The sequence below is a fragment of the Paenibacillus sp. S150 genome, from assembly GCF_019352175.1.
Taxonomy (GTDB): Bacteria; Bacillota; Bacilli; order Paenibacillales; family Paenibacillaceae; genus Paenibacillus_AQ.
On the sequence record NZ_JACBYI010000022.1, the window covers coordinates 58270 to 82746 of the forward strand.

Annotated in this window: 18 protein-coding genes and 1 pseudogene; 14 read left to right on the top strand and 5 right to left on the bottom strand. The window is 57.0% G+C overall.

Features of this window, described 5'->3' with window-relative positions:
• Positions 1-350: 350 nt before the first annotated feature.
• A complete protein-coding gene (locus HYD27_RS19135) occupies positions 351-935 on the top strand; it encodes a GNAT family N-acetyltransferase (RefSeq protein ID WP_219217819.1) in 585 nt (194 codons plus the stop codon).
• 415 nt (positions 936-1350) lie between these two features.
• Here HYD27_RS19135 and HYD27_RS19140 read toward each other — a convergent pair whose 3' ends face one another.
• Together HYD27_RS19140 and HYD27_RS19145 are read right to left on the bottom strand one after the other, a co-directional pair.
• On the bottom strand, positions 1351-2163 hold the full coding sequence (locus HYD27_RS19140; protein ID WP_219217820.1) for a Cof-type HAD-IIB family hydrolase: 813 nt from the start codon (positions 2161-2163) through the stop codon (positions 1351-1353).
• Positions 2164-2297: 134 nt separating this feature from the next.
• A complete protein-coding gene (locus HYD27_RS19145) occupies positions 2298-3257 on the bottom strand; it encodes a DMT family transporter (protein WP_219217821.1) in 960 nt (319 codons plus the stop codon).
• 237 nt (positions 3258-3494) lie between these two features.
• On the opposite strand from HYD27_RS19145, the gene HYD27_RS19150 reads away from it, so the two are divergent.
• Complete coding sequence (locus HYD27_RS19150; protein WP_219217822.1) at positions 3495-4208, top strand: metal-dependent hydrolase; 714 nt, start codon at positions 3495-3497, stop codon at positions 4206-4208.
• 845 nt (positions 4209-5053) lie between these two features.
• On the opposite strand, the gene lplA is transcribed toward HYD27_RS19150, so the two are convergent.
• The gene (gene lplA / locus HYD27_RS19155) at positions 5054-6055 is read right to left on the bottom strand and encodes a lipoate--protein ligase (protein WP_219217823.1); all 1002 of its coding nucleotides are present in this window, start codon (positions 6053-6055) and stop codon (positions 5054-5056) included.
• Positions 6056-6282: 227 nt separating this feature from the next.
• On the opposite strand from lplA, the gene HYD27_RS19160 reads away from it, so the two are divergent.
• The 12 genes and pseudogenes from HYD27_RS19160 to HYD27_RS19215 all read left to right on the top strand — a co-directional run bounded on the left by HYD27_RS19160 (position 6283) and on the right by HYD27_RS19215 (position 19881).
• The gene (locus tag HYD27_RS19160; protein ID WP_219217824.1) at positions 6283-7371 is read left to right on the top strand and encodes a pyridoxal phosphate-dependent aminotransferase; all 1089 of its coding nucleotides are present in this window, start codon (positions 6283-6285) and stop codon (positions 7369-7371) included.
• A 1120-nt stretch (positions 7372-8491) separates the two neighbouring features.
• Positions 8492-9349 (top strand): adenosylcobinamide amidohydrolase, encoded by an 858-nt coding sequence (locus tag HYD27_RS19165; RefSeq protein WP_219217825.1) that lies wholly within the window; start codon positions 8492-8494, stop codon positions 9347-9349.
• A 37-nt stretch (positions 9350-9386) separates the two neighbouring features.
• Positions 9387-10352, top strand: coding sequence for an adenosylcobinamide-phosphate synthase CbiB (gene cbiB / locus HYD27_RS19170; RefSeq protein ID WP_219217826.1), 966 nt, complete (start codon positions 9387-9389; stop codon positions 10350-10352).
• A gap of 7 nt (positions 10353-10359) precedes the next feature.
• Entirely contained in the window at positions 10360-11121 is a 762-nt protein-coding gene (locus HYD27_RS19175) for a histidine phosphatase family protein (protein ID WP_219217827.1), read from the top strand.
• A gap of 324 nt (positions 11122-11445) precedes the next feature.
• Entirely contained in the window at positions 11446-12906 is a 1461-nt protein-coding gene (gene pdxR, locus HYD27_RS19180; RefSeq protein WP_219217828.1) for a MocR-like pyridoxine biosynthesis transcription factor PdxR, read from the top strand.
• A gap of 14 nt (positions 12907-12920) precedes the next feature.
• Positions 12921-13826: pseudogene (locus tag HYD27_RS19185) on the top strand (D-alanine--D-alanine ligase); the annotation flags it as partial.
• Between the two features lie 226 nt (positions 13827-14052).
• A complete protein-coding gene (locus HYD27_RS19190) occupies positions 14053-15258 on the top strand; it encodes an aminotransferase class I/II-fold pyridoxal phosphate-dependent enzyme (protein ID WP_219217830.1) in 1206 nt (401 codons plus the stop codon).
• Between the two features lie 171 nt (positions 15259-15429).
• On the top strand, positions 15430-16491 hold the full coding sequence (cobT, locus tag HYD27_RS19195; RefSeq protein WP_219217833.1) for a nicotinate-nucleotide--dimethylbenzimidazole phosphoribosyltransferase: 1062 nt from the start codon (positions 15430-15432) through the stop codon (positions 16489-16491).
• Positions 16488-17036, top strand: a complete 549-nt coding sequence (gene cobU / locus HYD27_RS19200) for a bifunctional adenosylcobinamide kinase/adenosylcobinamide-phosphate guanylyltransferase (protein ID WP_219217835.1) — start codon at positions 16488-16490, stop codon at positions 17034-17036. The genes cobT and cobU overlap by 4 nt, the downstream gene beginning before the upstream one ends.
• Positions 17033-17842 (top strand): adenosylcobinamide-GDP ribazoletransferase, encoded by an 810-nt coding sequence (cobS, locus tag HYD27_RS19205; RefSeq protein ID WP_219217837.1) that lies wholly within the window; start codon positions 17033-17035, stop codon positions 17840-17842. Before cobU ends, cobS begins: the two co-directional genes overlap by 4 nt.
• Before the next feature lie 105 nt (positions 17843-17947).
• Positions 17948-19552, top strand: coding sequence for a cobyric acid synthase (locus HYD27_RS19210; RefSeq protein WP_219217839.1), 1605 nt, complete (start codon positions 17948-17950; stop codon positions 19550-19552).
• 2 nt (positions 19553-19554) lie between these two features.
• The gene (locus HYD27_RS19215) at positions 19555-19881 is read left to right on the top strand and encodes a YnfA family protein (RefSeq protein WP_219217840.1); all 327 of its coding nucleotides are present in this window, start codon (positions 19555-19557) and stop codon (positions 19879-19881) included.
• A gap of 366 nt (positions 19882-20247) precedes the next feature.
• Here HYD27_RS19215 and HYD27_RS19220 read toward each other — a convergent pair whose 3' ends face one another.
• Together HYD27_RS19220 and HYD27_RS19225 are read right to left on the bottom strand one after the other, a co-directional pair.
• Positions 20248-21936 (bottom strand): methyl-accepting chemotaxis protein, encoded by a 1689-nt coding sequence (locus HYD27_RS19220; RefSeq protein WP_219217841.1) that lies wholly within the window; start codon positions 21934-21936, stop codon positions 20248-20250.
• 951 nt (positions 21937-22887) lie between these two features.
• Positions 22888-23982 (bottom strand): M24 family metallopeptidase, encoded by a 1095-nt coding sequence (locus tag HYD27_RS19225; RefSeq protein ID WP_219217842.1) that lies wholly within the window; start codon positions 23980-23982, stop codon positions 22888-22890.
• Positions 23983-24477: the final 495 nt, after the last annotated feature.

Here is a 24477-nt window from a genome sequence, read left to right on the forward strand (position 1 = left end):
TTTCATAATTCCAGCCTGTCATGGCTTAAGGCACATTTAACGGCATCTGTGTCCGCTTGCCGGGAAGGATGGGCTTACTTGCGCGAAATAACGTCATTCCGGTCCGCATGGACAGGCTATTCCTTGGTGCTGCCTCGTTGAAAAGCCTTGATCTTCTTTCCCGATCAGTCCTTCCGTTCGGTCCATCCGCGGGAGGGCAGGTTATCCATGACACCCAACCCCTTTTCAATCCCTGCGTATAAAACTGCATTTCAAAGATATGTAACCGTCTATATAATGGGGATAATCCGCGGTTTATTTGTATGGAAATTGGAAATTATACTGATTTAATCAGGAGGTTGAATGCTGTCATGAAATCTGAATTGTTTATCCCGATTTTGCTTGATTTTTCCGAGAGCTTTGAGACTGAACGCCTGCTGGTGCGGGCTCCGCAGTGGGGTGACGGCCAGGCTGTAAATGAGGCGGTCCGGGAGAGTCTGGAGGAACTGAAGCCGTGGATGCCTTTTGCCCAAAGCCAGCCGTCCCTGGAGGAGTCTGAATACTTCGCCAGGGATTCGAGGCTGAAATTCCTGAACCGCTCCCAATTGAACATGCTCGTCTTTCGCAAAAGCGATGACGCCTTCATCGGCTGCACCGGCCTGCATCATATCAACTGGGACGCGCGTTGTTTTGAGGCCGGATATTGGATCCGGACGTCCTGTGCAGGCAATGGCTATATCACCGAAGCGGTGAACGGAGTTACCGCGTTTGCCATCAAGGAGCTTGAGGCGAACCGGATCGAAATCCGCTGCAGCGGACGAAATGCCAGAAGCGCTGCCGTCGCCGAACGTGCGGGCTTTACACTGGACGGCATCCTGCGCCGCAGCACCCGCAGCATGGACGGGGAATTGCATGATTCCCGGATATACGCCAAGGTGCGGGGGGCGGAATTTTAACGAGGATGATGATTTGAGGCAAAAAGGTGCTTTTTCCAGATTAAATACATACATGCTGAAGGCGCAAGCTGCTTCCGGAGCATCTGTCGGCATGGAGGAATTTGAGTCCGTTTCGGCGGAATCAAATGTAACACCAAGTACGGCCGCCCGGGATGCGGATACATTGAACCTGGCAGCTGAAGGAGTGTTTGTTTAAGCAATTGAATAGTTAATAAAGAGGGAAACAGTTCCTGAAAAAAGACAATACTGCACTGGCTAAGTGTGCAAGCGCACATAGCCAGTGCAGTATTTATGAGTGCAGGGCTGCTTATATGGGCTAAATAGACCTGAAAGCGATACTCTGCATCGCCGCTTCGGAAGCGCTGGCTCCCTTCAATGGAAGGCTAAGCCGGTACCGCTTGTCTGGAGAACAAGCTTACGCTTCCTGTTCAGCAGTGTGCAGGATGAATTTATCAATGGCGTATTTCACGCCGTCTTCATTGTTGCTCAGCGTGACGAAGTCGGCAATGTCCTTCAGCGCCGGGATTGCGTTAGCCATGGCTACCCCAAGGCCGGCGGCTTCCAGCATTTCATGGTCGTTCCAGGAGTCTCCAACCGCGATGGTTTCGGACAGCTCGCAGCCGAAGTGCGCCGCCAGGAACTCAAGGGCCAGTCCCTTGGTGCCTTCATGGTGCATGATTTCCAGGAAATGCGGCTTGGACTTTGTGATGTGCACGGAATCGCCCAGAAGCCCGCGCAGAATGGGCGACAGCTCATCCAGGAAGGCGGGATCGTCGATGATCAGCATTTTTGGTGTTTTTTGCGGGACAAGCTTCTCCCAATCCGGCTCGATATAATATTTCGTTCTGTTAAGTGTGGAGTAGTCGATCAGCTTCTGATTCTCTTCGCGGGCGTACAGCTTGTCATCAATGTAAGTCTGCAGGTGGAGGTCATGCTCCACGCAGTAGCTGAACAGCTTGCGCACGGCATCCTGAGGCACATAACGCTCATAGAGCACTTTTTCATCCATCAGGTTCTTCACAAGTGCGCCCTGGTAGGTGATGATCGGCACATTCAATCCGGTCTGACGGGCGATGGCCTGGGCGGAAGCATAAGCGCGTCCGGTAGCCAGGGTAACCACAACGCCAGCGGCTACAGCCTGCTCCAGCGCGGTTTGCGTGGCCGGGGTAACTTCCTTGTCATCATTAATCAGAGTGTCGTCAATATCGATTGCAATCAATTTGTACATGTAGGTTCTCTCCTAAAAATTTGTTGAGCCTATGCGGGAGCATGGCTTTTTCTCTGGATAAGCCGGGAACGCGGGGAAGCCCGCGTCTGTTGAAGAAATAGAGGGCAGATGCAAGGCGCTGCAAACAATGCTGTTCATCCGCCCGTTCTTTGGTCAATTTCATTCACAGTGCCGGGCGCTGCTTCATTCTCCTGAGCCGCAGGGGCAGGCCCGGGACTAAGCTCGGCTGTCAGCATTGCCGCAAGAATGCACAGACAGCCCAGTATTGCAGACAGGCCCAGCGACTCCCCTCCGAAGACAAGGCCGGTAACAGCGGCGAATACCGGTTCGGTGGCAAAAATAATCGCCACCCGGGATGGTGTGGTGTATTTCTGGCAGGCGGTCTGAATCCAGAAGGCAAAGGCGCTGGTCGGGCCGATGGATACGAGCAGCGCCCAGAGCACTTCCGGCTTCAGGATCAGTGCCCCGCTGTGCGCAAGCGGGGCAGGCCCCTCTACAAGGAGGGAAGCAAGGGTGCTGAGCAGCCCGACTAAGGCGAGCTGCAGCGCAGCCAGCGGCAGCACCGGATAACGCGGAGCATATACGCCGGTATATGCGATCTGCAGTGCAAAGGCGACAGCACAGAGCAATACCAGTGCGTCACCCTTGTTCAGGGACAGCGCGGAGCCGGTGAAGGTGAGCAGGTAGAGGCCTGCCGCCGCGAGACCCGCGCTGAACCAGGTATACCGTGAGATGGCCGTTTTAAGCAGCGCCAGCGACAGGAACGGGACGAGCACCACCGACAGTCCGGTAATAAATCCGGTGTTGGATGTGGTGGTGTAGAGCAGTCCCATAGTCTGGAAGCCATAGCCCATAAACAGAAAAAGGCCCAGCAGCAAAGCGTGCCTTACCATGCGCCAGCTCAGCAGCCTCCATTCCCGGCGGTAAAACACGGCGGTGATCAGCGCCAGCAGCAGGGCGGCACCGGTGAAACGGATGCTGTTAAAAGCGAGCGGCGGCAGCACCTTAACCGCGCTTTGCACAATCAGAAACGTACATCCCCACATCATCGCCACCAGCAGCAGACTAAGATCGGCGATTCGGGAACGATTCACAGAGGTCATCCTTTCCTGACACGACAGTTTCAAATTAAGTTGTCCAAATTGTATCTTAAAACAGGGGGAAGGACAAGACAGAACTGCTTAAGAGGCAAGGAGGGCATAGACTGCGGAATCCAAAATAGAGATGAGCTGGACAAAAAAGGCGGTGCTTGGTATACTTCGATAACCGCACACTTGTTCCTATTTTGGATATGAGCATGCCCCTACATCTTAGAAAGGAGCGGGAGCACCATGATGGGCAAATCCCATTTAATCATCAGCACCGGGGTTACCCTATCCGTCATGAGCCTGCTCGGCCATGAAATTACGCTTCCGGCGGCTGCCGTCGCCGGGCTCAGCGCCTTGCTGCCCGATATCGATGAGCCGAATTCGCTGCTGGTGCGCAAAGCCGTGCCGGAATTTCTGCTGCGCATTCTGCAGTTGGCTCTGATCGGGGCAGCCATCTATCTGTATTTTGCCGGAATCGCTGCCCCTCCCTGGAATATCGTTCTGGCTGTGCTGGTCGGCAGCGTCTCATTCCTTCCGGGAAGAAGGCTGCGGCATCTGGTGATGCTGCTGATCGCTATAGGACTGTTTGCCCTCGCGGATGCTTACGATCCGTGGAATTACATCGCCGCCTGTGTGCTTGTCATCTCCTCCGTTGTCCCGCACCGCGGGGTGACGCATACGCTGTACGGCGTGGCAGGCTGGGGGGCATTGCTCTATTTCGCCTCGCTCGGCATGGATGACGGCGGCAGCCTGTGGATTGCCGGCGGCCTGTCCTACGCGCTGCATCTGCTGGCCGATTCCTTGACCCAGCGCGGGATCACCCCGCTGCCGCCGCTGCCCTTCAAGCTTCGCCTGAAGCTGATGAGCACCGGCACGAAGAAGGGCAGCGCGGTGGAGAAATTCTGCATCGTGCTCACACTGGCGCTCGTTGTGTATGTATTTGTGCTCACCTCCTGAGAAGAGTGAGGCCCCTTCTGGGAAGGCTTTCCGCTGTGCTCTCCAGATTTATTTCATTCCCCTTAGCGGTGAAAATCCGGAGACCCGGGCGGCCGCGGCCGCTGTTCCGCGGGTCCGTCCGACCGCTCCGCTGTTTAAGCGGGAGGCGGTTCTGTAATCTTTAAAAAGCACAATAAAGAAACTTAATGTATAGGAATGGAACCGGAGAACCTGAACAAGCTGAAGGAACGCAAGGAGATTCATAGGGAACGAAAGCGAAGTGGAAAAAGTAACACTAATAGGCTGAAATTTTGGCTTTAACGGGCTTTAGTGGGATTTTGTACACCTAATGGAGGCCCGCTCCCCCCATAGGGCTGATTTCAGCCGAATTAGTTGTACTTTTTCCCACTAGGGACGATCCAGTCTCCGAATGCGGTGGATTAGTTATCCTTTTTCCCACTAAAATGGCTGCCCTTTGGATGAATGGTTCAAGTACATCTTAATGTAGGCGTATTCCTCTGTAAGGGGGAGGGGTGAAACGGATCGATTAGGTATTCTTTTTCGCACTAACGGTTGCGAAAAAGGGGATGCGGGGAGATGAAGTGACCTTTTCCACTTGGCTTCCCGCCTGGCTTCAGCAGCCAGCCTTACACCTGAAATGCAAACAGCTGCGCTGCCCGGTCAAGGACGGCGCAGCCGTTTCCACTTGTGTATGGCTTAAAAATATACTTTGGAATAGGCTTGATGCTGTACCGCAAGCGGAAGCCTTCCAGAGCCTGGAGGACCGGTGTTGTATAAAAAAACAGCCCTCTCCGGGATAGAGAGCGGCTGGCGGTTGTTTTAGGTCAAAGCTGCGGTATGCTTAGCTATTCCTCCAGAAAAATCAGACCGATGAAGTCCTCCGGCTCAATGCGGCCGAAATAATGCTCCAGGTCCAGCCCGGCCAGAGCCTGCCGAACCTCCGCCTCTTCATAACGCTTGCCGCGCAGTGCGTTCTCGACGTCCGCCACATCGCCGACGCCGAAGAAGTCGCCATAGATTTTGATATCCTTAATGTAGGAATCTTCAATATCCATACGGATGTCGACAAGCCCTGCGGGGAATTTGCGGGTATGCTTCACATTGCTTTTCGGCGACAGGCCGTAGTTCCAATCCCAATTCTGGTAATGCTCCTTGGAGATCTCATTGATCCGCACCCAGTCGTCCATCGTCAGCTTGTACTGCGGAACCTCGGAGGGCTCCATGCCGAAGATGGAACGCAGCAGGCCGTCGCGGAATTCCTCAATCGTTATGTCGGCGCCGAGCAGGCCCTTGATGTTCGCAACCCGGCTGCGCACGGATTTGGTGCTCTTGGATTTGAATTTTTCCGGGTTCACATTCAGCGAAGCCTGCACATCGTCCAGATTGAGGTCGAACATCAGGGTGCCGTGGCTGAACATGCGTCCGCGCGTGGAGAACTGGGCATTCCCGGAGATTTTTTGCTCACCGACCTGGAGATCATTGCGTCCGCTCAGCTCGGCATTAACCCCCATGGACTGCAAATAGTCGATGACCGGCTGGGTGAATTTCAGGAAGTTGTGAAAAGACTGCCCGTCATCCTTGGTAATGAAGCTGAAGTTGAGATTCCCGAGATCGTGATAGACCGCCCCGCCGCCGGATAGCCGACGCACGACCTGAATATTGTTGTCCTTCACGTATTCCTGGTTGATCTCTTCAATGGTATTCTGATGCTTGCCGATGATAATGGACGGGCTGTTGATATAAAAGAGCAGATAGCTGTCGTCCATCGGCAGATTCTTCAGGGCAAATTCTTCAATCGCGAGATTGATCGATGCGTCTGTAATTCCGGTGTTATTGATAAAAAGCATAGTGAATTCCTCCGCTTGGGCATGATTAACTGCTGTAGCTATTTTAAACCAAAAGCGCAGTTTGTACAAAAGGGCAGATGGTTGCAAGGGCAAAGCTTGCCTGCAGCAAGCGCCGGTGTTTTGCGGTATGGGGAACTCAATCATTGACGCAGTTCCGGCAATGGGGCAATAATGGGGTCAATGAGTCATATTCAGCTATCCTTGACAGGTTAAAAAGGAGTGTAGGCATGCTTGAAAAATACGGCCACGGCGGCGACCTGCTGACAGCGGCGGAGTTGTACGGCAGCGGCGGCGCTTTTCTTGATTTCAGCGCCAATATCAACCCCCTTGGTCCGCCGCCCGGTGTCCTGGACCTGCTGCGGAATTCGGTATCTGCCGTGACGGCGTACCCTGATCCGGGGCACCGCAGGCTTAAGTCTCTGCTGGCAGAGAGTCTGGGGGTTACCCGCGAGCGGATAACAGTGGGCAACGGTGCGGCGGAGTCGATGGCGCTGCTGCTGCTGGCGGTGAAGCCGCGCACAGTGGGCATCATTGAGCCTTGCTTCTCTGAATACCGGCAGCTTGCCGGGCAGTTCGGTGCGGAAGTCTTGTCCGTTCAGGGGACGAAGGAGCAGGGATACCGGGCCGGCACCTTGCAGATTGCCGGGCTGCTGGAGCGGGTGGATCTGCTGTTCCTCGGACAGCCGAACAACCCGAACGGCGTCCAGTATGCGCTGGACGACCTGAGGCAGTTGGCGCAGCAGGCGGAGCGCTGCGGGACTGTGCTGGCGGTGGATGAAGCGTTCATCGACTTCATCCCCGGGGAGCGGCGGCAATCGCTGCTGCCGGAGCTTGAACGCTGCCGTCATACGGTGCTGATCCGCTCGATGACGAAGTTCTATGCCATTCCGGGGCTGCGGCTCGGCTACACAATCGCAGCTCCGGAGCTTGCCGCGGCCATGACCGGCAAGCAGGTGACCTGGAGCGTGAACGGCCTGGCACTGCTGGCCGGGGAAGCCTGCCTGCACAGCGGGCGCGGCTATGAGGAGCGCACGCGCGGGCTGATCGCCGCAGAACGCGAAGCGCTGCGGCAGGGTCTGCTGCGGCTCGGCTGCGAGGTGCCGCCGGGCGAAGCGAACTTCCTGCTGCTGGGCCTGCCCGCACCGTGGAGCGCTGCGTCCCTGCAGGAGAAGCTGGGGCACAGCGGCATTCTCGTGCGCAGCTGCGCGATGTATCCGGGCCTTGCGCCGGGGCATATCCGCGTCGCGGTCAAAGGCCCGGAGGACAACGCCCGCCTCCTCCGGGAGATGGCAGAGATTATGCGTGCGGGCGTCTAGCGGCACGGAGCCGGCATGCAAACGGTCGGGATGAGTAAAGCGTTAAGGTGTGGAAGCGGGTTCTGAGCGGCTGCGAATGCTCTTAATAGCTGGGGAAGTGCAGTGTTAGTGAATGGATGTGTTTGTGGTTGAGGTGAATAGAAGCAGGCATGCGCAGCAGTTGCGGTGATTGGAAGCAGATACGTGAAGTAGCTGAGGTAAATAGAAGCAAGAATGCGTATGCAGCTGTGATGAATAGAAGCAGTCAAGCGTATGTAGTTGTGGTGATTGGAAGCAGGTATGCGTAGTGGTTGTGATGAATAGAAGTAGTCATGCGTATGTAGTTGTGATGAATAGAAGCAGGCACGCGTATGTAGTTGTGATGAATAGAAGCAGGCACGCGTATGTAGTTGTGGTGATTGGAAGCAGGCATGCGCAGCAGTTGCGGTGAATGGAAGCAGATACGTGAAGTAGCTGAGGTAAATAGAAGCAAGAATGCGTATGCAGCTGTGATGAATAGAAGCAGTCAAGCGTATGTAGTTGTGATGATTGGAAGCAGGCATGCGTAGCAGTTGCGGTGAATGGAAGCAGATACGTGAAGTAGTTGAGGTAAATAGAAGCAAGAATGCGTATGCAGTTGTGATGAATAGAAGAAGGCATGCGTATGTAGTTGAGGTAAATAGAAGCAGGCATGCGTAGCAGCTGCAGTTAAAAGTAGCGCGTGGTCTGGAAGCAGATGTTCTGAGTGCAAGTTCCCGTGATCAAGGGGATCAGAGGCTCTAAATACAGCAGCTCAGGTTGAGATTCTTCAATGTTGTTGGACTAATCGCTCCTTGCGGTGGAGCTAAGTGGAATAAGTATAACTAATTAATTTGAATTATTTTTATACAGAGTATTAGTGGGAATTTCTACACTTATTTTGAGGTGAACCATCACATACGGGCAGATATGGCGAGATTAGGTTTACTTTTTCCCGCTATATGTATGTTGAAACGTCAAATGGCCCGATTTAGTGGTACAAATTCCACTTAGAATGATGGAGGCTTTCTGCTTAAGACGTTTGTAATTGCTGCTTGCTGCGGATGTCCGCTGAGATTATGGACGATTGTTGATTACGGGTTTGAAGGGAGAGGAATCTACAATGAGTGAGGCGCGAATTCCTTTTAGTCTCAAGGCGGGCGAGAAGCTGTATTCTTCCGCCGTCTGGCCCGGGCTGGTGCTTGAATGGAGGCGGGAGCATCTGCTGCTGGAATTCCCGGCTGAGGCGGAGGGACTTTCGAGTGCGGTGTACGGAGGAGGAATGGTCCGGCTGAAGCGGGCCGTCAACCAGTTCGTCAGCCGCGATTATGAGTGCAGCAATCCGGTGCGCGATATGGAGATCAAATTGCGCGAGTGGGGTTACCCGCTGGAGGGCTGTGCAGGCCTGATGACGGCGGTGCCGCTGGAGCATGCCGCAGTTGCGGAGGAGGATACGGGCTCGGCGGGCATTTTCTGCTGCGTCACCGCAGCCTCCGGCAATGCAGCGCGTGCCGGAGTAGAGCGGAGCGTGCTGGCGGCCTACCGCCCCGGCACGATCAACATCATGCTGGGCATTGACGGCCGCCTGACTCCGTCCGCGATGGTCAATGCCGTGATGACGGCAGCCGAAGCGAAGGCTGCGGCGCTGGCCGATCTCGGGGTCACAGACCCCGAGAATGGCCTGATTGCAACCGGCACAACTACGGATGCTGTCCTGCTCGCCGTAAGCGGGAGCGGACGCTATGGGGCAGAGCATGTTTACGCCGGAACCGCCACCGATCTGGGCGGGGCCATCGGGCGGCTGGTATACGCCGCCGTAACGGCCAGTCTCCGTTCGGCGAAGGCGGCCCAGCCAGTGAAGCCGAGCGCTCTTGCTTCCGGGCAGGACCCCGAGCCGGTGGCCATTGCGCCAGAGCAGCCAGCTTCAATGTCAGCCCCGGCCGAAGCCGCGGCATCGCAGCGAGGGAAGGGCAGCCAATGAGTCGCTTGAGGCGCATGCCGCTGCCGGGTGAAGCCCGATGACGCTTGCTGTAATATTATTTGCAGCCTATGTGCTGGACCGGATCGTAGGCGATCCGCGCAGTCTGCCCCATCCGGTGGTGCTCATGGGAAAGGCGATTACAGCCATTGAGCGGCTGGTCCGCCGCTTCGCCTCGCAGCCGCACGCTCTGAAGCGTGCCGGGGTTCTGCTCCCGCTGCTGGTGGCGGGCGGCGCCTGGGTACTGACGGCCGTGCTGGTCTGGCTGCTGTCCCGGCTCTCGCCCTGGCTGGCCTGGACTGCCGAGGTCTGGCTGATCTCCACCACGATTGCCTCGAAGGGACTTAAGGATGCCGGGATGGCCGTTTATGCGGAGCTGCGCAAGGGGGATGTCCCGGCAGCCCGCAAGGCGCTCGGGATGATCGTCGGCCGCGACACCACGCAGCTGGAGAGCCCGGATATCGTCCGGGGCACGGTAGAGACCGTAGCGGAGAATATCGTCGATGCGATCATTTCTCCGCTGTTCTTCGCCCTGCTGGGCGGAGCGCCGCTGGCTATGGCTTACCGTGCGGTCAACACGCTGGATTCCATGGTCGGCTACAAAAATGACAAATACCGTGACCTCGGCTGGGCCTCCGCCCGGCTCGATGATCTGGCCAATTACATCCCGGCGCGGATTACAGCGCTGCTGTTAGTCTTGTGCGCCCGGCTGCTGCGTCTGGACTGGCGCAGCAGCCGGCGCATTGTGCGGCGCGATGCTCGCCGCCATCCCAGCCCGAACAGCGGTTATCCCGAATCGGCGGTGGCCGGAGCTCTCGGCATCCGGCTGGGCGGCGAAAATGTCTACCACGGCGTGGCTTCATTCCGCGCCTACATGGGAGATCCCCTGCGGACGATGGAGCCGGAGGACATCATCCTTGCCTCGCGGCTGATGCTGTGTTCCTCCACCGTGTTTGCCTGCTTGTGCGCAGCGGCAGCCCTATTGTGGCATGGGATTGGAGGCTGAGCCGGAGATGGCAGATGAACATACTGATCCGGGATTTGATCCTGAACAGGAAGCTGAGGAAGAGCGCCCTTCCGGGAATGTGAGGGAAAAACCGGGCCTTGCATTTGAGCAGCCCCTGGCATTTGAGACTGAAGGCGAAGCTGAACTTCTGCTTGAACTGGTGCTTATCCGTCACGGACATACCTTATGGAATAGGGAACGCCGCTATCTGGGCAGCACCGATCTTCCGCTGCTGCCGGAGTCTAAGGCGGAATTGGCCAAGCTCCGGAAGCAGCCGGAGCTGGCGGGCGGCTTCTGGCGGGTGTGCAGCAGTGATTTGCGCAGATGCCGCGAGACCCTGGAGGTCATTGCCCCTCATCTCGCGCAGGCGGCTATCCATGATTCCCGCCTGCGCGAGATGAGCTTCGGCGCGTGGGAAGGACTTGTCTATGGACAGCTGCAGCATAATCCGCGTTACCGCCGCTGGATTGATGATCCTGCGGCGGTAACTCCGCCCGGCGGTGAAGCCTGGGCTGCATTCACTGAGCGCGTGGAGGGTTTTGTGTCCGGCCTGCTGCAATCGGCGGCAGCGGCTTCCCGTCTGGAGAATGGCGGCGAACCTCCGCATTTGCGCGCGCTGATTGTAACTCATGGCGGTGTCATCCGCCAGCTGCTGACGAAGATAGCAGCAAGGTCCAGCTTCCGTGACACAGCTGCGCCTCTGCCAGGCACTGCGGTCACAGTGAGGCTGATGCTTCAAGGAGGGCAATGGCGATTCCCCGCACAGTGAGCGGCTTGGCCGGGATAATCTATACCGGAAGGCTGTTCAGCCCCCTGAAATAAACGCTGCAAAAAATTGTATGGACTACAGTTAGAGCTTCAGCGCGCCGTTCGAGGAAGGCAACATGAAACTCACAAGCAGGGAGCCGGATGCTGCCGGGTGAAATTCTCGGTTTAAGCTAATCGATTTAAGCTAATCGGTTTAAGCGCAGATTTCCTTGCTCCCAGGCCTGCTTACATCAAGTTGGAACCACACCCGGAAGAAAATCCCGGGGCTGTGGTTCTTTTTTTACGGCGGGGACTGTGCCATGATAGCTATGGGGGCGATTGAAGCATGTTCAAGGATTTCAGGCTCATTGCCGGACGGCCGGTATATATTCAGGTCAAAGATTACATGAAGCAGCTGATAATCAAAGGCGCCCTCCAGGGTGGCCAGAAGCTGCCGTCCACACGCGAGCTCAGCACGCTGCTTAAGGTCAGCCGCAATTCGGTCATCTCCGCCTATGAGGCGCTTGCGGACGACGGGTTCACGTATGCGGTGCAGGGCCAGGGAAGCTATGTGTCACAAGGCACAGCCCCTGACGGCGGCAGTCCCGGAGCTTCCGCTTGGACGGTGGACTGGAAAGCGCGGCTCAGCAGCCGGGCCAGACTGGCAGAGGAACTGGATATTATGAAGCGCGGGATACGCGCGGCGAAGGGGACGATTTCTTTTACCAGCATCGCGCCTGATGAGAGCCTGTTCGACCTGGAAAATGTGAAGCGGGCCTTTCTTGCGCGTATGGCGGTGGAGGGCAATGTTCTGCTGAACTACGGCTATGCCAAGGGGTATAAGCCTTTAATAGACTATTTGCGTCAATATATGGAGCACAAGGGCGTAGATACGCAGGGCAGGGACATTTTGATTACGAACGGGTTTACGGAAGGCTTTGATGTGGTGCTGTCTGCGCTGGGCCGTAAAGCCGGGGCGGTGCTCTGCGAGAATCCGACGCATCATACGGCGATTAAGAACATGAAGCTGCACGGCTTTGAGGTTGCGGGAGTGCCTATGGAGCGGGACGGCATCCATCTGGGGGAGCTGAAGCGGGCGCTTGAGGCGCGTGAATATGATTGTGCTTACTTCATCCCTTCCTATCATAATCCTACCGGCATTGTCATGTCCCCCGAGAAAAGGCAGCGGCTGATGAAGCTGATGGCGGAGTACAAGGTGCCGGTGATCGAGGACGGGTTCAACGAGGAACTGCGGTATTCAGGCTCCCACGTGGCGCCTCTGACCGCAGCGGCGCGCGGCGGGAACAGCGTAATCTATCTGGGGAGCTTCTCCAAGGTGCTGTTTCCCGGACTGCGGGTAGGCTGGGTGCTGGCGGATCAGGAGCTGATCTATTACCTGGAAAGTGTCAAAAGAGCCCGGAGCATTCACACCTCAACGCTGGACCAGTCAATACTGTACCAATACCTGCTCGGCGGAAATCTGGAGAAATACCTGAAACGGGCCAGAGCGGAATACAAGCGCAAATACGAGCTGACCCTGGCCTGCTGCAAAGAGCATATTCCCTATGCGGCGCTGACCGGGGACGGGGGCTTGCATCTTTTTATAACATTTGAGGAAGGCTTCAGCACCCGGGAGCTGCTGGCGGCATGCCGGGAGCAGGGCGTTATTTTTACGGCGGGTGATATCTTTTATACAAATGGGCAAGGGCACAACACGCTGCGGCTGGGCTTCTCCAGGGTGGCTGACGGCGATATCCGCAAAGGAATTGAGATCATCGGCAGGACTGCACGGCAACTACAGGGATGAAAAGGGGTTATGGGATGATAAAGGTGGGCGTGATTATGGGCGGAGTATCCTCCGAATACGAGGTGTCGCTGAATACCGGCAGAGAAATGCTTAAGGCTCTGGACCGCAGCAAATATGAAGGCGTTCCGCTGGCCATTGCTTCGCGGGAAGTGCTGATTGAGGCTGTAAAAGGCCTGGACTTCGCGCTGCTTGCGCTCCATGGAGCCTATGGCGAGGATGGCACAGTACAGGGAACGCTGGAGACGCTGGGCATCCCCTATTCCGGCAGCGGCGTACTTTCCAGCAGCCTGTGTATGGATAAACATCTCGCCAAGACCATTCTCCGCAGCAAGGGTATCCGTACGCCGGATTGGCTGTGCCTGGACCGGATGGAGGATTTAGAGCCGGAAGCGGTGGAGCGCCTCGGGTATCCCGTAATGGTTAAGCCGAACTCGGGCGGCTCCAGCCTCGGCATGACGAAGGTGAACAGCAGCCGGGAGCTGCGGAGCGCGGTGGAGAAGGCTTTTGCGGCTGACCGTTCGGTACTGGTTGAAGGCTACACGGAAGGACAGGAAATCACCTGCCCTATTCTTGGAGGAACGCTGCTGCCGATCATCGGTATCCGTTCACTGGGGGCCGACTGGTTCGATTACAGCGCCAAATATGAGCCGGGCGGAGCGGAGGAGCGGGTAATCCAGCTGCCTGCGGGGCTTGCGGAACGGGTGCATGCGGCGGCTTTGGCCTGCTATCAGGCATTGAAATGCGCGGTATACGCGCGGGTGGATATGCTGGTGAAGGACGGCATTCCTTATGTGCTGGAGGTCAATACGCTGCCGGGCATGACTGAAACCAGCCTCATGCCGAGAAGTGCGCTTGCTGCCGGGTATACCTTCAGCGGGCTGCTGGATGAGATCATTTCCGGTTCGCTGGCCGAGCGGCGGGGGCTGGGTCCGGAGGCAGGAGTGAAACAAGAACCATCCGGCATACCGGGAACCGGGAGCGCAGAAGGAAGCCATGGAGGGCAAGAAGCGCAGAGTGTACAGGGCAGCCAGGGGGCAAGGGAAACACAGGATGTGCAAAAAGTGCAAGCCGTACAGGACTTGAAGGGGATGCAGAGAGTGCGGATAAGCCAGGCGGCAAAGACAACGGAGCAGGGGGCTGTGAACTATGTATAAGCACCAGCCGCTCCCGCAGAAGGATAACAGCGCACTGCTGAGTGAGCGGATTGCTCCGCGCGTACGGGAGATAGCGCCTTCGGGCATCCGTGCTTTTTTTGAATTGAGTGCGGGTAACAACGACATTATATCACTTGGTGTAGGGGAACCGGATTTCGCTGCGCCGGAGCATATCAGAGCTGCCTGCATCCGCGCGCTGGAGCGGGGACAGACGATGTATACGCCAAATGCCGGGCTGCCGGAGCTGCGGGAGGAGATTGCCCGCTACCAGCAGGAGAGCTTTGGCCTGACGTATGATCCGGCCGATGAGGTGCTGGTAACGGTGGGCAGCAGTGAAGCCCTGGATCTGGCGCTGCGCGCCTTTACCGCTCCGGGCGATGAAGTTATCATTCCTTCACCCGGCTACATTGCTTATTCGCCCATCGCCTATTTGAACGGGGGAACGCTGGTAGAGGCCCGGACCACTGCGGAGCAGGGCTTCAAGCTTACGGCCGGGGCGCTGCGCCAGGCGGTCACCCCGCGCTCCAAGCTGCTGATGTTGAACTTTCCGAATAACCCCACAGGGGCGGTAATGTCTTACGAGGATTGGATACCCATTGCGCAAATTGTGCAAGAACATAACCTGGTCGTGCTCTCGGATGAAATCTATGCCGAGCTGACTTATGAGAGCAGGCACGCAAGCATCGCCTCGCTTCCGGGCATGAAGGAGCGGACGGTTGTGATCAGCGGCTTCTCCAAAGCCTTTGCCATGACCGGCTGGCGGGTCGGCTATGCCTGCGGGAACAGCGGGCTGCTGGCTGCGATGCTGAAAATCCATCAGTACACCGCGATGTGCGCGCCGGTGCTGGGACAGATCGCCGCGATTGAATCGCTGCGCCATGGACTCAGTGACAAAGATAGGATGATGGAATGCTTCAGACAGCGCCGTTCGCTGTTTGTTGAAGGACTCAGGTCCATCGGGCTTCATTGCCATGAGCCGCAGGGGGCATTTTATGCCTTCCCTTCCATTGCGCATACGGGAATGTCCTCGGAGGAATTTGCGCTGGGCCTGCTGCGGGAAGCGGGGGTCGCCGCTGTACCGGGCCATGTGTTCGGAACGGGCGGTGAAGGCCATATCCGCTGCTCCTATGCGGCTTCCACGGTGAAGCTCACCGAAGCGCTGGAGCGGATGGAAGGCTTCATGAAGGTAAAAATGTAATTGTAAGATGCGGCGGTATCCCCTATAATCCTTAAAGGAAGAAACAGGGAGAATTAACGAAACGGCTGTTGCAGCATTGGAAGGCCCCCTTCTTCTGGAGAAGGGGGCCTTCTGGGCAAGCTTGATAAACACAGGTACATATTGAATCAAGAACAAACAGGAGGCTATATTATGATTACTGAAATTGAAGAAGTCACGGGGCGGATTGCTCCGCCGGATGAACAAGCCGCCCTGCGCGCGGTGCTGCGCCTGAACAGTCTGACCAAGCCGCCGGGAAGCCTTGGAAGGCTGGAAGCGCTGGCCGTCCGTCTGGCCGGCATTTCGGGAAACGAGCAGCCCGGCTATCAGACCCGTACGGTCGTGGTAATGGCGGCCGACCACGGTGTCTGCTGCGAGGGAGTCAGCGCTTTTCCGCAGGAGGTTACAGTGCAGATGGCCTATAATTTCCTCAGCGGGGGAGCGGCGGTCAATGTGCTGGCCCGTCAGGGCGGGGCAAGCGTGCAGTTCGTGGACATCGGCATCAATGCGGAGCTTGCACATCCGGAGCTGATTAACCGCAAAGTGCGGCGGGGGACGGACAACATGGCAGCGGGACCGGCAATGAGCCGTGACGAAGCTCTTGAGGCGATACTTGTCGGTGTCCGTGTTGCGCAGGATGCGGTGAAGAGCGGTACGGAGATTTTTATTACCGGTGAAATGGGCATCGGCAATACAACGGCCAGCGCCGCCGTTCTGTGCGCACTGGAAGGCATCCCGCCTGAGGTTGCCGCGGGACGCGGAACAGGCATCGACAATGAACGGCTGCTGCACAAAATCGAAGTGGTGGAGCGCGCACTCCGGATCAATTCCCCCAATCCGGCAGATCCGGTGGATGTGCTCGCCAAGGTAGGCGGACTTGAGATTGCCGGTCTGGCCGGACTCATTCTTGGAGCGGCTGCCGCCCGCGTTCCCGTGATTCTTGACGGCTTCATCTCCGGTGCGGCTGCACTGGCGGCGAAGGCCATTGCGCCTGAATCGGCTGCGTATATGATCGCTTCGCATGTTTCGAACGAACAGGGCCACAAGCTGATGCTGGAGTCTCTGGGACTGGAAGCGCTGCTGGATCTGGGCCTGCGGCTGGGCGAAGGCACGGGAGGCGTCTTGTGCCTGCATCTGATCGAAGCGGTCAGCCGCATCATGACGGAGATGGCCACCTTCGAAAGTGCCGGAGTCTCCGGGGCTGAGGGGCAATGAGCATTCTTGTAACCGGCGGGGCGCGCAGCGGTAAAAGCGGCTTTGCCGAGCGGCTGACGCTCTCCCTGGCGGATGAGGCGGTATATGTGGCTACCGGACAAGCCTTCGATGAAGAGATGAAGGCGCGGATTGCCCTGCACCGCAAGCAACGCGAAGAAAGCGGCGGCGCCTGGGAGACGCTGGAGGAGCCGCATGCGCTGCCTGCACTGCTGGACCGCCTCTCCGGAGGCAAGGCGGTGCTTGTGGATTGCCTGACGCTGTGGCTCTCCAATGTACTGCTGGCCGTGGAGGATCAGGAGGACAGACAAGAGCGGGCGGAACGGGAAATTGCCCGCCTGGAGCACAGCGTGTCTTCCTTTCAAGGCACGCTGGTGCTGGTGACGAATGAAGTGGGTGACGGCATTGTGCCGGAATATGCGCTTGGCCGGCTGTACCGGGATTTGGCCGGACGGATGAATGCGCTGCTGGCCCGCGGCAGCAGCCAGGTCTTCCTGGTTACTGCCGGAATTCCGGTTGAGCTGAAGAGCAGGGAGTACCTGCTGTGAGCGCGCGGGAGGATGCCGCCGCCGCTTTTCAGTTCCTGTCGCGGTTCCCGGTCAAAGGCGGAGGGGATTTCTCAAGGGAGCTTCTGCATCGCGGCGTGGTGTATTATCCACTCGTTGGCGCAGCCATCGGGCTGAGCGCGGCGCTTAGTGCGGGCATCGCGGCCTGGCTGCTGCCCGCCTGGCCTGCCGCCGTCATCACCCTCATCCTGTGGGCGGGGCTGACCGGCGGCCTGCATCTGGACGGCTGGATGGACAGCGCCGACGCACTGCTCAGCTACCGCACGCGGGAGCGGATGCTGGAGATTATGAAGGACAGCCGCGTTGGGGCCATGGGCGTGCTGGCCTGCGTGCTGCTCCTGCTGCTGAAGGCCTCGCTGCTGGCGGCCTTCATCGAAGGCGGCACTTACGCGCAGCTGCCGCTGCTCCTGCTGCCGCCGGTCTGGAGCCGCTGGTACATGGTGCGGGCCATGGCCCGCTTCCCGCTCGCCCGCGGCAATGAAGGGCTGGCCGCCAGCTTCGGCGGGCTGCCTGCCCGGCAGGAGCGGCGCGCGCGGCTGCTCGCGGCGCTGCTCACGCTCGCCGCCGCCGCCGCGCCGCTGGCGCTCGGCGCGGGAAGCGCCGCCTGGCCGCAGCTGCTGGCCGCGGCCGTCCTTGCGCCGGCCCTGGCGCTGGCCTGCGGCACGCTTGCGGCGCGGCGGATCAGCAGCCGGCTCGGCGGGCTCACCGGCGATGTGTACGGCGCGCTGAACGAGCTGCTGGAGGCGCTGCTTCTGCTGCTCCTGGTGCTGCTCCAGCATAATCTGTAGCGCCGCCACACCCCGGGATAGGCCGTACATGACGGTAACGCCCATCCCGGCTAACAACTGCTTCGCCCGGACTCCGGCAGCAGGAATACAGCAAGGAGGCTTGGCATGGAAGAGCAAGCGGCAACAACAGAAATGAAGCGGCAGCCCGGGGCGGTGCTGATGATTCAGGGCACTGCCTCGGATGTCGGCAAGAGCCTCGTGGCCGCGGCCATCGGGCGGATCATGACCCGGGACGGGTTCCGCACGGCGCCCTTCAAGTCGCAGAACATGGCGCTGAATTCCTACGTCACTGCGGACGGCAAGGAAATCGGCCGTGCCCAGGGCATGCAGGCCGAAGCGTTCGGCATTGCCGCCACCACCGACATGAATCCGATTCTGCTGAAGCCCTCGGGCGAGATGAGTGCGCAGATCGTGGTTCACGGCGTGCCGCATGCAGCACTGAGCGCGCGCGAATACCGGGAGAAATTCCTGCCGGAGGCCAGGGACACAGTGATGGATGCACTGGGGCGGCTAAGGGCGGCTTACGATGTGGTGGTGATGGAGGGCGCGGGCAGTCCGGCCGAGATTAATCTCAAGGCCAGGGACATTGTCAATATGAATCTGGCGGGCTGGGCGGATGCCCCGGTGCTGCTGGTTGCCGATATCGACAGGGGCGGCGTGTTTGCGTTTCTGGTCGGCACTCTGGAGCTGCTGGAGCCGCATGAGCGGGCCCGTGTCAAAGGCTTCATTATCAATAAATTCCGCGGCGACCTGTCGCTGCTGCAGCCCGGACTCGATTGGCTGGAGCAGCGGACAGGCATACCGGTGCTGGGCGTGCTGCCTTTTCTGCCGCGCCTGCGGATCGAAGCCGAGGATTCCGTGGTTCTGGAGGGAACTCCGGGGCGGCGCACGGAACAGGGCAAGGAGCTGGATATCGCCGTCATCCGCTACCCGAGAATTTCCAATTTCACCGATTTTGATCCATTGGAGGACGAGCCGGACACCGCTGTTCGTTATGTGGATACCGCCGGTGAGCTGGGAACGCCGGATGCCATCATTCTGCCGGGTACGAAGAATACAGCCGCCGATCTGGAGTTTCTGCGGGAGCAGGGATTCACGGCAGCTATTGCCGGTGCACTGGAGCAGGGAACCCGGCAGCTTGCGGGGATCTGCGGAGGGTATCAGATGCTGGGGCTGAAGCTGTATGATCCCCATGCCGTAGAAAGCGCTGAACCCGGCGTGCTGGACGGCCTCGGCTATTTGCCGCTGTCCACGACCTTCCGGCAGCAGAAGACTACGGTCCGCACCAGCGGTGTGCTGGCTCAGGATCATCCGCTGCCACTGGGCAGCCCGGCCCGGGATACGGCAGCCGCCCTCTCCATTGAGGGGTATGAAATCCATATGGGGACAACCGTAAACCATGAACCGTCCTCGGTTAGAAGCCTTTTCGAACTGAAGGGGCCGGGAGAGAATCCGCAGCCCGAAGGCTGGGGAACGCCGGAGGGGCGGGTCTGGGGAACCTATCTGCACGGATTGTTCCATAACGACGGCTTGCGCAGAGCCTGGCTTGACGGTCTTAGGCTGTCCAAAGGACTTGCCCCGCTGACGCAGACCTTCTCGGCAGCGGCACTGCGGGAGCAGGAATTCGACAAACTGGCGGATGCTGTGCGTGCGAACCTTGACATGGCCGCCGTCTATGAGATTATGGGAATAGCTCAAAAAGGGAGGTAACCATGGCTATAGCAGTTCTGCTCTTTATCGTTGCCGGTCTCGCCGAAATTGGCGGAGGATATCTGGTATGGCTGTGGCTGCGCGAATCGCGGCCGCTCTGGTATGGGCTGGCTGGAGCCCTCATTCTCGTAGCGTACGGAATTATCCCCACCCTGCAGAAGTTTCCTTCCTTCGGCAGAGTCTATGCCGCTTATGGCGGAGTGTTCATCGTCCTGGCCGTGCTGTGGGGCTGGCTGGTCGACAAAAAAACACCGGATCTCTATGACTGGACCGGAGCCGCCATTTGTGTAATCGGCGTATCCGTCATTCTGTGGGCGCCGAGACACTAAGCAGAGTTTTAGCTCTAAATCTGCGGACTCAGGACGGGCTGCTTTCCGCAGGGAAGCACCTGGGTAAATAACCATACATAAGCGCACTGGAGTCCGTCAGCATCGCCAAGCTATGGCTTTCTCCTGAATAAGCGCATCCCGGCCCGTTGCTAGGCCAGGGGTTCTAAGGTTACACTTAAAAACGGGTGCCGTTTCCTATAAGAGGACGGCACCCGTTTCTGCTTGAAATATAAGAATTTATATGTTTCACGCTATCCATTATCCTTCTATTTTTGGAGAAACGGATGCCGCCTCTTTCAGAGGACGGAGAAGCCGTTTCTTCTTGTTGGAGCGGCGTTATCACGTACGGTCACACTGAGCGCCGGACTAGATTTTGAACTGCCGGACAGCTTCCTGCAGCTTCACAGCCTGCTGGTACAAATGCTCAACCGTTTGGGCATGGACTTCCAGCTCCTGGCGCTGGCGGTCGGAATTGAGGGCCAGCGTCTCGGCATTTTGCCGGGATTTGGATGTGATCTGGGCGGTTTCTTCCACGGAGGCGCTGACCTCCTCGGTTCCTGCCGAAATCTGCTGTGTGGCGGCCGATACGGACTGGATGCTGTGGTTGATGCTCTGAATAAGAACAAGCAAATGGTTAAAAGCATTCCCGGCTTCGGCCACCTTGCCGGCTCCTGAAGCCACTTCGGAGTTCACATGATTCATTTCTTCCGCCGACCGGTTCATATCCTCCTGCAGGCTGAGCAGGAATTCGCGGATCTGCTCATTCGATTCCTTCGATTGCTCGGACAGCTTGCGGACCTCTCCGGCAACTACCGCAAAGCCGCGGCCATGCTCCCCTGCACGTGCTGCTTCAATGGAGGCATTCAATGAGAGCATTTGAATTTGCTTGGTGATTTCCGTAATTCCCTGGACAACCTCTCCGATCTGCAGGGAGCGCTCATTCATGGTGCGGAACTGCTCCAGCGATTTCACCGAAGCCCGTTCAACCTGGCGCATTTGCTCAACGGCGCTTTGGGCGATATCATTGCCGCCCGTTGCTTCCCCGGAAGCCTCAATGATTTGTTCAGTAACCTCACCGGCCGCTGAGGCGATATGCTGAATGCCGATATTAATCTCGTCCATCGCCCGGGAATTATCCTCTGCGCTATTTGCAATAGCTGTGCTGCCTTTGCCGATCTCTACAACCGAAAGAGAGGAATGCTCGGCCATCCCGTTCAGAATGCCGGTGCGCTCCTTCAGATCATTCGAATCTGTGACCACGACGCTGGAGGTATCCAGGACATGGGTAATCATTTCCTTCAGCCGCTCGCTCATGGTGCGGAAGCTCTCCGCGAGCTGGCCGACTTCGTCGCTGCCCTTGATTGCCAGCTGCTCGGTGAAATCACCGCCGGCCAGCTTGTTGCTGTACGCTGCGAGCTGTGCGATTGGACGTGTGATTCTGCGGCTCATGAGCATGGCTGAGCTTAGTCCGATGACCAGCACCAGCAAGGTAATCCCGGCACTTGTCCAGAGAATACTCGACCTTTTTTCTTGTACAAAAGTTACATCCGAGCTTACCCCGACGATCATTGTAGTGCCGGGAACGCCGACATAGGCGGTCTTATGTATACCATGACTGTCCGTATAAATTTCACTGAGTCCGGTTTTTCCCTTGGCGGCTTGCTCCATGGCGGGCTGTACCGCAATGCGCTCGTCCTGCTTCAGCTCCGCTCCGCGGTCTGCTGCGAGTACGGTCGCTTCACCCTCCTTCAGATTCATCAGAAAGATGGTTTCCACATCATGCTGTTTTCTTTTATCCTGGAAATAGTATTCAATCGTCGAAAGTGACTGATCGTTTTTGTTGAGGGTCCGCTGGGCATGCGTCGCATTCATATTTTTATAAATATCCTGGGCTGACCCGGTCAGAAGCTTGTTGATCTGCGGCATTACATAGCTGTTAATTGTATTGATGGATATAAAATAAAAGCTGATACTCAACAAAGCGGACGACAGCAACAGAACGACAAACAACAAAAACGTGAATTTACGGCTGATTGACTTCTTGAAACTAAACATTGCGTTCTCTCCTTTTCTTTCAACTGCATCCTTCTATCCCATGCCGATGCTCATGAGCCCGGCAAGCAGCAATATATTCCGCAGGTATAGGTCATATATGAAGCTATCGTGTTCGGGAATGTGATTGATAACTATTCTATAGAATTAACCTCCGGTTGAATAGTGAAAATTTGTTTATTGCTGAAGAATTTTCAGAAATTTTACGCATAATTGACGAATTTTTTGCTTCTATATAGCTTGAACTCATAATTATAAGGGCCGCCTCATCGGGTAAAAGGCATAAATTCTGTATTTCTACAACAAAGTGTGGTTTGGGGAATTTAGGGGAAATGACAACCAGTTTAGTGGGAAAAAGTAAAACTAATTGAACTTATTGGGCTCGTGGAGGACATTAGTGGGAAAAAGTAACACTAATTCTGCGGAAAGCAGCCATATTGGGCAGCAGGGCTGAAATTAGGTGTACAAAATCCCACTAAAGTCGTTTGGCAGACCGATTCCAGCGGATTAGTTTTACTTTTTCCACTTAGCAGCCGTTCCCTATTTCCCGCTATATAGGTTAGGAACGAAGCGTCCGCCTTTAGGTTTGGACTTCGGCCGTAAACCGGGGTTACCTCAGAAAGCGGGAAGTCCAAAACCTTTCCGCAGATCAAAACCCGAATTAGCAATATCTCAAGTTCCATTTATATATAGCGAAAAAAGCTGAATATTGTCTGGTTTCATGAAAACTTAAAATTTCATGGCATGTTAGCTCCGGCAGATGCGCACAGCGTTTCCTGAAGCCCTGCACAGAACCGGCGCGCTTCCAGCGGGACCACCTTGTCTTAAAACACAACAAGCAGCAGCCGGCTCCCCACGGGGCCGGTCTGCTGCTTGTTTGCTGTGCTGTGCTGCACGCAGAATGCTGCGGGAATGCGCATTGCCTGCGTGAATCGGTGGTGGCTGGGCTGCCGCCTATAAATGCAGCACAGTAAGTTCCTTCGGCATGGTCGTCAGCGTCTGCGGGCCTTCCGGCGTAATCCAGACGTCGTCTTCAATCCGCACGCCGCCCAGGCCCGCGACATAAACGCCCGGCTCCACTGTGAATACATTGCCGATGTCGATGAAATCGCCGTTCATCCCGTGCAGCGACGGATACTCGTGCGTGTCCATGCCCAGGCCGTGTCCAACCCGGTGCATGAAGTACTCTCCGTAGCCGGCGGCTTCGATCACTTCACGCGCCGCACGGTCCACCGAGCCGAAGGTTGCTCCGGCCCTGGATGCGGCAATGCCGGCTTCATTGGCCGCCAGCACGGCGTTGTAGATCTCTGCCAGCTTGGGATTTGCCTCTTCAACGGCGAAGGTGCGGGTAATATCGGAGGCGTAGCCGGCGGCATATACGCCCAGGTCGAACATCAGGAAGTCCCCGGGCTGAATGATGCGGCTGCCTGGCACACCGTGCGGCAGGGCGGTATTCGGACCCGAGAGAACCATGGTATCGAAGGAGGGGCCGGAAGCGCCGACCTTTTTCATCAGATAGTCCAGCTCGGCCACCAGCTCAATTTCGCTGACTCCGGCTCTGACATGAGTGAGGCCCCGGCGGAGCACCTCCTCCACCAGCTCGGCGGCATGCTTCATGCGGCTGATTTCCTCCGGTGTTTTTTTGGCGCGCATTGCCCGCAGCAGCTGGCCGATATCACGGAAGGCATCCGCAGGAACCGCTTCTGCCAGCTGTTCATAGCGGCTTACAGAGAAATGCTCCTTCTCGATGCCCATAGCTCCGGGCTTAGAGCCTCCCAAGCATGATTTCAGCAGCTCGTACGGATTGTCCGTATCGCTGTGCGTCAGAATCTTCGTCACGGAGGAGGCGGCATGAGCCGCTTCTGCATCAAGCGCCGGAACGATCAGTACGGGCTCTTCGCCGCGGACCAGCAGCAGTCCCAAAAAACGCTCATGCGGATTGCTGGCAAATCCGGTCAAATAATAGACATGCTTCGGATCGGTGACGAGCAGCGCATCCAGGCCCCCGCCAGCCATTCCCTGCTCCAAAGTGGATAGAGCCTCATTCATTTCAGTTGTTCCCCTTTCGGATTCACGTTACAAAGCAACGTTCTCATTATAGATCATAAGCCGGTATGGTGCACGTGCAGGAAAATAGGGAAAGCGGGTTTAAGAAAAAAGAGAGCGGGGTAATAGGTGCCAACATCGTTTTACGGCTTGTGCAGCCCCAACTGCAGAGTCCTGCATGCTGCGCGGAGGGAGCCTTGCTTTTTTTGACGAAGCCGCATCCTGTTCCCGGCTGTATTCTTTACAACTAAAAAAATGGTTTCTCTTCCGCCCCGCAGCTTATTGCACTCCTTGCAGTTCAAAAACCTCCAATGACCAAACACCGGCCAAACGCCATTTTTTACTGTGCGAAATACAATTACCGTTGACAGGAAGCGATTTTCCCTTACTTTACTTTACTGCACCGATAGAACTGGCGTTGCTGCGTGGAAGGTTTGGATTCCTTCGGCTGCCCAGCTGATTTACTGACTATTCCACTCCGTATCCCATTCCGCTCAT

Bases quoted from the DNA above. Each gene is read 5' to 3' on its own strand.
- HYD27_RS19135 (WP_219217819.1), top strand. From the start codon at position 351: ATGAAATCTGAATTGTTTATCCCGATTTTGCTTGATTTTTCCGAGAGC.
- HYD27_RS19215 (WP_219217840.1), top strand. From the start codon at position 19,555: ATGGCTATAGCAGTTCTGCTCTTTATCGTTGCCGGTCTCGCCGAAATT.
- lplA (WP_219217823.1), bottom strand. From the start codon at position 6,055: ATGCTTTTTATCAATAACACCGGAATTACAGACGCATCGATCAATCTC.
- cobU (WP_219217835.1), top strand. From the start codon at position 16,488: ATGAGCATTCTTGTAACCGGCGGGGCGCGCAGCGGTAAAAGCGGCTTT.
- HYD27_RS19220 (WP_219217841.1), bottom strand. From the start codon at position 21,936: ATGTTTAGTTTCAAGAAGTCAATCAGCCGTAAATTCACGTTTTTGTTG.
- HYD27_RS19150 (WP_219217822.1), top strand. From the start codon at position 3,495: ATGATGGGCAAATCCCATTTAATCATCAGCACCGGGGTTACCCTATCC.
- HYD27_RS19165 (WP_219217825.1), top strand. From the start codon at position 8,492: ATGAGTGAGGCGCGAATTCCTTTTAGTCTCAAGGCGGGCGAGAAGCTG.
- HYD27_RS19190 (WP_219217830.1), top strand. From the start codon at position 14,053: ATGTATAAGCACCAGCCGCTCCCGCAGAAGGATAACAGCGCACTGCTG.
- HYD27_RS19140 (WP_219217820.1), bottom strand. From the start codon at position 2,163: ATGTACAAATTGATTGCAATCGATATTGACGACACTCTGATTAATGAT.
- HYD27_RS19225 (WP_219217842.1), bottom strand. From the start codon at position 23,982: ATGAATGAGGCTCTATCCACTTTGGAGCAGGGAATGGCTGGCGGGGGC.
- cbiB (WP_219217826.1), top strand. From the start codon at position 9,387: ATGACGCTTGCTGTAATATTATTTGCAGCCTATGTGCTGGACCGGATC.
- HYD27_RS19175 (WP_219217827.1), top strand. From the start codon at position 10,360: ATGGCAGATGAACATACTGATCCGGGATTTGATCCTGAACAGGAAGCT.
- pdxR (WP_219217828.1), top strand. From the start codon at position 11,446: ATGTTCAAGGATTTCAGGCTCATTGCCGGACGGCCGGTATATATTCAG.
- HYD27_RS19160 (WP_219217824.1), top strand. From the start codon at position 6,283: ATGCTTGAAAAATACGGCCACGGCGGCGACCTGCTGACAGCGGCGGAG.
- cobT (WP_219217833.1), top strand. From the start codon at position 15,430: ATGATTACTGAAATTGAAGAAGTCACGGGGCGGATTGCTCCGCCGGAT.
- HYD27_RS19210 (WP_219217839.1), top strand. From the start codon at position 17,948: ATGGAAGAGCAAGCGGCAACAACAGAAATGAAGCGGCAGCCCGGGGCG.